Here is a 6,206-nt window from a genome sequence, read left to right as displayed (position 1 = left end):
GCGGGCACGCTTTTCGCCCGCTTGACACCCCTCCAGGCATGTGGCCCGCTCTTGGTGCGGCTCGTGATGGGACCCCACCGCCGAGGCGCCCAAACAAAGCAACAGGCAGCCGCTCTAAGCAACAGGCGTGCCATCAACCCACAGGCAGCGCTGGCCCCCTGATCAGATTGCCGGGGGTCTGGGGGCAGAGCCCCCAGGGGAAGCACGCAACAGACAGCCGCCGCACGCGAAGGTCGGAACGACGGAACCGGCGCGCCACAAACGCCCCAAGCCCAAGCTCACGCAGGCGTCCCCTCGCTCTCAGGACCCCTCGCAACTCAACCTACTCAGCGGGTCTGACACTCCACGACCACTCCACGACCACTCCGCGGCCACTCGACGACGTCCCACGATCCGGTCGTCGAGTTCCACCGAACCCGAACATGTGACTACTCTGTCCCCCGTGTGGCGTTCCCTCCTGCTTCGCTGCCGTGACGGGGTCTGATCAGACCGGCCCCCCGTCGCGGGCTTCAGCGTTGCCGCCGGTCGTTCCCAGCAAACGACCCGCAGGAGCACAGGAACCATGACCTCCGAGACCTCCGACGAGGCCTTCACCACCATCAGCACCGACTCGGCCGACGCCTACTCGTCGGGCACGAGCCGCATCCGCAAGCCCAGCCGCCCCGCCCCGGACACCCAGCAGTCCTGGAACCGCCAGCTGGGCAGCAGCATGCCGTTCCACCGCTACCGCCCGTTCCACGAGCTGGTCGAGGTCATCGACGTACCCGACCGCACCTGGCCGACCAAGCGGGCCGAGAAGGCGCCGCTGTGGTGCGCGGTCGACCTGCGTGACGGCAACCAGGCGCTGATCGACCCGATGTCGCCGGCGCGCAAGCGCAAGATGTTCGACCTGCTGGTCCGGATGGGCTTCAAGGAGATCGAGGTCGGCTTCCCGGCGGCGAGCCAGACCGACTTCGACTTCGTCCGCGAGATCATCGAGGACGGCGCGATCCCGGACGACGTGACGATCCAGGTGCTGACGCAGTGCCGTGAGGAGCTGATCGCGCGCACGTTCGAGTCGCTGCGCGGGGCGAACAAGGCGATCGTCCACTTCTACAACTCGACGTCGGTGCTGCAGCGCCGGGTCGTCTTCCGGTCCGACCGCGACGGCATCAAGAAGATCGCCACCGACGCCGCGCGGTTCGCCAAGGAGCAGGAGAAGGACTACCCCGAGACCGACTTCCGCTACGAGTACTCGCCGGAGTCCTACACGGGCACCGAGCTCAGCTACGCGCTGGAGGTCTGCAACGCGGTCGAGAAGATCATCGCGCCGACGCCCGAGAAGCCGCTGATCATCAACCTGCCGGCGACGGTGGAGATGGCCACGCCGAACGTCTACGCGGACTCCATCGAGTGGATGAGCCGGAACCTCGACAACCGCGAGGCCATCATCCTGAGCCTGCACCCGCACAACGACCGGGGCACGGGCGTCGCGGCCGCCGAGCTCGGCTACCTGGCCGGTGCGGACCGGATCGAGGGGTGCCTCTTCGGCAACGGCGAGCGGACGGGCAACGTCTGCCTGGTCACGCTGGCCATGAACATGTTCAGCCAGGGCATCGACCCGCAGATCGACTTCAGCGACATCGACGAGGTCCGCCGCACGGTCGAGTACTGCAACCAGCTGCCGGTGCCCGAGCGGCACCCGTACGGCGGTGACCTGGTGTTCACCGCGTTCTCCGGCAGCCACCAGGACGCCATCAAGAAGGGCTTCGAGGCCCTGGAGGCGGACGCCAAGGACGCCGGGCAGCACGTCGACGACTTCCCGTGGGAGGTCCCGTACCTGCCGATCGACCCGAAGGACGTCGGCCGCAACTACGAGGCCGTCATCCGGGTCAACTCGCAGTCCGGCAAGGGCGGCGTCGCGTACCTGATGAAGCAGGAGCACCACCTGGACCTGCCGCGGCGGCTGCAGATCGAGTTCTCCAAGGTGATCCAGGAGGTCACCGACGCGCAGGGCGGCGAGATCAACCCGAAAGAGATGTGGGACGCCTTCGCGGAGGAGTACCTGCACGGCCGGGTGCCGCTGTACCTGCTCAAGCACCGCGCCAGCTCGGACGGCAGCGGCCGCGAGGAGATCACCGCGACGCTGATGATCGACGGCGACCAGCAGGAGATCACGGGGTCGGGCAACGGGCCGATCGCGGCGTTCGTCGACGCGCTCGCGTCGGTCGGCTACGACGTGCGGGTGCTGGACTACGCCGAGCACGCGCTGTCCGCCGGTGACGACGCCCGCGCGGCCGCCTATGTCGAATGCGCCGTGGGCGACCGCGTGCTGTGGGGCGTGGGCATCGACTCGTCCACGGTCGCGGCGAGCTTCCGCGCGATCGTGAGCGCGATCAACAGGGCCAACCGCTAGCCGAGCGCGACGGACGGGGAGGACGCGTGCGGCACCAGTTGCCGCGGCGCGCCCTCCCCGTTCGCCTGCACGGCCCAGATGCCCTCACCCGGCAGGCCGTAGGCGATGGTGTCGTTGTCGAGCCACACGACCTGGTCGTCGATCCCACGCGTCTCGGCCAGGGGTGTCTCCACCATCGTGGTCAGGTCCAGCACGTGCTGGCGCCACGGTCGCGCGCCGTCGCCGGGCACGCGCTTCTTGAACGCCACCCGCGTGCCGTCCGGTGACAGCGACGGGCATTCGACGTTCTCCCGCAACGCCTTCCCGGACGTGTCGACGGCGTCGCCCCGAACCAGGTACGTCTTGCCCGCCGTGCTCATGGTCGCGTAGAAGGTGCGGTCGTCCGAGGCGAACGTGACGCCCCAGAAGTTCATGTCGTTGGCCATTTTCATGCCCTCGACCCGCAGTCCCTCGATGTTGCTCGCGTATTCGTCCGTCTGCAGGTCGAGGATCGCGGTGCGCGTCGAGAACGTGCCGGCCTGCGAGTACGAGTCACCGGTGACGAACGTCGTCCACGACGCCATCCGCCCGTCCGCCGACAGCTTCGCGCGGTTCGGCACGCCGTCGACCTCCACGCGCCGGCGTTCGGCCAGCCCGCGGTCGACGAACACCGCCGTGGCCCCCGGCAGCGGACCGGACGCGTCCGCGAGGCACAGCCCCTGCCCGGCCGAGGTGTAGAAGCGCTTGCAGGACAACGAACTCAGCCGCCGCGGCCCGGCCGGGTCGGACAGCGGCACCGAGGCGACGTTGCCGCTCACCTCGTCCACGAACAGCAGCCGCCCGGACGACAGCTCGACCGGGCCCGCCTCCACGGCGACGGACACCGCGGCCGGACCGCGCAGGGCGTAGGCGGTGGCGCCCGCGCCCAGCGCGATCACGGCGGCGACGACGATCAGGATCCTCACCAAGCGAACCACGTCCACAGAGCACCGAAGAGCACAGAAGAAGTCGCACGGGCCAGCACCTGGCCGGTCTGCAGCAGGGCCAGACCGGACGTGCGCAGCTCGTCGGGGATCATCGGCCCGGCGACGGCCATCAGCACGCCGTCCGTGCACGCGTAGAACAGCCCGTGCAGCAGCAGAACCCCGACCAGCAAAGAGATCCCGGACGCGCCGGCGAGCAGCAGGTACGCCCCGAACAGGGCGACGTGCCCGACGAGGAAGATCTTCCACCGGCCGACGCGGTCGGCGAGCGTCCCCAGCGGCACGGCGGCGAGCAGGTACACGCCCGCCGTGCCGAGGGGCAGCAACGCGATGTACGCGAGCTCGACGTCGAGCTTCTTCTGCAGCAACAGGTAGACGAACCCGTCGCCCAGCGTCAGGAACCCGAGCCCGCACGCGACCAGGCAGACCCGCCGGAACGGCCTGGACCGCAGCAACCCGAACGCTGACCGCAACGACACCGCGACGCGTGGCAGCACGTCCCGGTGGTCCCGCACGAACAGCACCAGCACGAGGAAACCCACTGCCGCGAAGCAGAAGCTCACCACGAACACCACGTCGTAGCGGGCCGGCAGCGTCCACAGGAGGCAGAACGCCACCAGTGGGCCGAGGAACGCGCCCACGGTGTCCATGGCGCGGTGGACACCGAAGGCCCGTCCGAGCGCCGAGGGCTCGCTGCTCAACGTGATCAGCGCGTCCCTCGGCGCGGTGCGCAAGCCCTTGCCGGTCCGGTCCCCGGCCAGCACGAGCCCCATCGCGGTGGCCGAGGTCCCGGCGGCGAGCAGGCCGAGCTTGCCCAGCGCCGAGATCCCGTACCCGAGTCCGGCCACGAACTTGCGCCGTTGCCAGCGGTCCGCAGCATGACCGCCGGCAACGCGGACCAGCGCCGTGACACCGGTGTAGATGCCGTCGAGCACACCGAACTGCAGCGGGGAGAACCCCAGCCCCAGCACCAGGTACAGCGGCAGGATGGCGGTGACCATCTCGGACGAGACGTCCGTGAGCAGGGACACCGCCCCGAGCGCGAGCACGTTGCCCGCGATCCTGCCGGTGCCGCCCGCCGCCGGAGCTTGTCTAGCTGTTGCGATGTACACGACGTGCCTCCGGCTAGCGGCAGTTGTAAGGACCGGCCTTGTCGCGGACCCGGCCCGCGGTGTCGATGACCTCCCACGAGTAGGAGCGGCCGGACAGGGTGAACTTCACGACGCCGTGCGAGTCGGCGAACCACTTCTCCACGCCCGTGCGCGGCTTGACGTTGGAGTAGAGGTAGTCACCGCCGATGCCGATGATCGCGGCGCGCATGCCGTTGGCCTCGTCCACCGAACCGCTCTTGTTCAACGGCTTGAGCCGCTCGTAGTGGTGGTCGTGACCGCTCAGCACCAGGTCTGCCTTGGCGTCCGCGAAGGCGTTCCACAGCGGGGCCATCACGGACTTGTCGCCGTACTCGCCCGAGTTGAACCGCGGGTGGTGCCAGTAGCCGACGACGCAGGCCTTGGTGTTCGCGGCCAGGTCGGCCTTCAGCCAGTTGATCTGCGTCGAGTCGCTGCCGGTGTCGTAGAGCTTCTGGGAGTCGAACGACACGAAGTGGAAGTCGCCCGCTTCCCAGCTGTAGTACGGCTTGCCCTGCGGGTACGCCTGCGCTCCGAAGTAGGACTTGTAGCCGTTGAGGTTGTCCTCCCACTCGTGGTTGCCGGTCGCCGGGTGGGTGATGCTCTTGTAGCGGCCCCACGACTTGTCGTAGTGCGCCTTGAACTCCGTGAGCGTGCCGCTGTCGTACTGGTTGTCGCCCACCGTGAGGATGTGGTTCGGCTTGATCTGGTCGATCAGCTTCGCCGTCTCGTAGTGCTCGGTGTTGGTCAGCGACGCGATGTCACCGGCGGCGACGACCGTGATGGTGTCGCCGGGAGCGGCCGGCTGGGTGGTCGCCTGCACCGCGTTGCTCGCCGGGCCGAGGTTGCCGGCCGCGTCGCGCGCCTTGACGGTGTAGGTGAACTGCGTGCCCGACGCGAGACCCGTGTCGGTGAACGTGGTGCCGGTCGGCGTGCCCACGACACTGCCGTTGCGCAGCACGTCGTAGCCGGTCACGCCGACGTTGTCGGTCGCGGCCGTCCACTGCAGACTGACCGAGCTCGACGTCGTGCCCGTGCTGGCGAGCCCGGACGGGGCCGTCGGCGCGGTGTTGTCGCCGTTGGGGTTGCTGCCCCAGACCTCCAGGTCGAAGATCGAGTAGCCGTAGGACGTGCCGCGCTTGGTGCCGTAGATCCGCACGTAGCGGCCCGACACGCCGGTCAGGCTGGTCTCGTCGACGCCACCGTTCTGACCGGTGAGGGTCTTCTTGGTGCTCCACGACGACCCGTCCGCGGAGGTCTGGATCTTGTACTCGGAGGCGTACGCAGCCTCCCAGTTGATCTTGACCTTGGAGACGGTGGAGGTGCCGCCGAGGTCGACCGCGATCCACTGCGGGTCGACGCCCTCGAGGCTCGCCCACCGGGTGGTCGAGTTCCCGTCGACGGCGTTGGCGCCACCGAAGGTCTCGGCCTCCACGGACGACACGGTGGTGGGTTTGTTGGCGGACAGCAGGGAATCGGCCGCGTTCGCCGTGCCCGACGCCGCGACCTGAGGGACCACCAGCGCGAACAGGGCTATGGCGACACCAGCTCTGGTGTGCTTTTTGATCACTTCGTCCTCCTGGGCAACAGGGCGGCGGCTCGAAGGATTGGTTAACAAGCTTCCCAATTGAGTTCGGACGGTAGGCGCGGCCGAACGAGCAGGTCAACGGCGGAAACCGGGACGCGGCGGCGCCTCGACGCGGATGACGTGGATCACACCTG

General features: G+C 68.7%; 3 protein-coding genes and 1 pseudogene. 1 reads left to right on the top strand and 3 read right to left on the bottom strand.

Annotated features, from left to right (window positions below):
• Positions 1-562: 562 nt before the first annotated feature.
• Positions 563-2,395 (top strand): 2-isopropylmalate synthase, encoded by a 1,833-nt coding sequence (gene leuA, locus ABZX02_RS15020; protein ID WP_355298392.1) that lies wholly within the window; start codon positions 563-565, stop codon positions 2,393-2,395.
• Here the strand turns inward: leuA and ABZX02_RS15015 are convergent.
• From ABZX02_RS15015 to ABZX02_RS15005, 3 genes and pseudogenes are all read right to left on the bottom strand, one after another.
• Entirely contained in the window at positions 2,392-3,339 is a 948-nt protein-coding gene (locus ABZX02_RS15015; RefSeq protein ID WP_355298390.1) for a hypothetical protein, read from the bottom strand. The two genes, leuA and ABZX02_RS15015, sit on opposite strands and share 4 nt — an antisense overlap.
• Positions 3,340-3,344: 5 nt before the next feature.
• Positions 3,345-4,469: pseudogene (locus ABZX02_RS15010) on the bottom strand (MFS transporter); the annotation flags it as partial.
• 13 nt (positions 4,470-4,482) lie between these two features.
• A complete protein-coding gene (locus ABZX02_RS15005; protein ID WP_355298389.1) occupies positions 4,483-6,054 on the bottom strand; it encodes a discoidin domain-containing protein in 1,572 nt (523 codons plus the stop codon).
• Between the last annotated feature and the right edge of the window lie 152 nt (positions 6,055-6,206).

It is taken from the genome of Lentzea sp. NPDC003310 (assembly GCF_040610935.1).
Lineage (GTDB): Bacteria > Actinomycetota > Actinomycetes > Mycobacteriales > Pseudonocardiaceae > Lentzea.
This window is presented reverse-complemented; position numbering and strand designations above follow the sequence as displayed.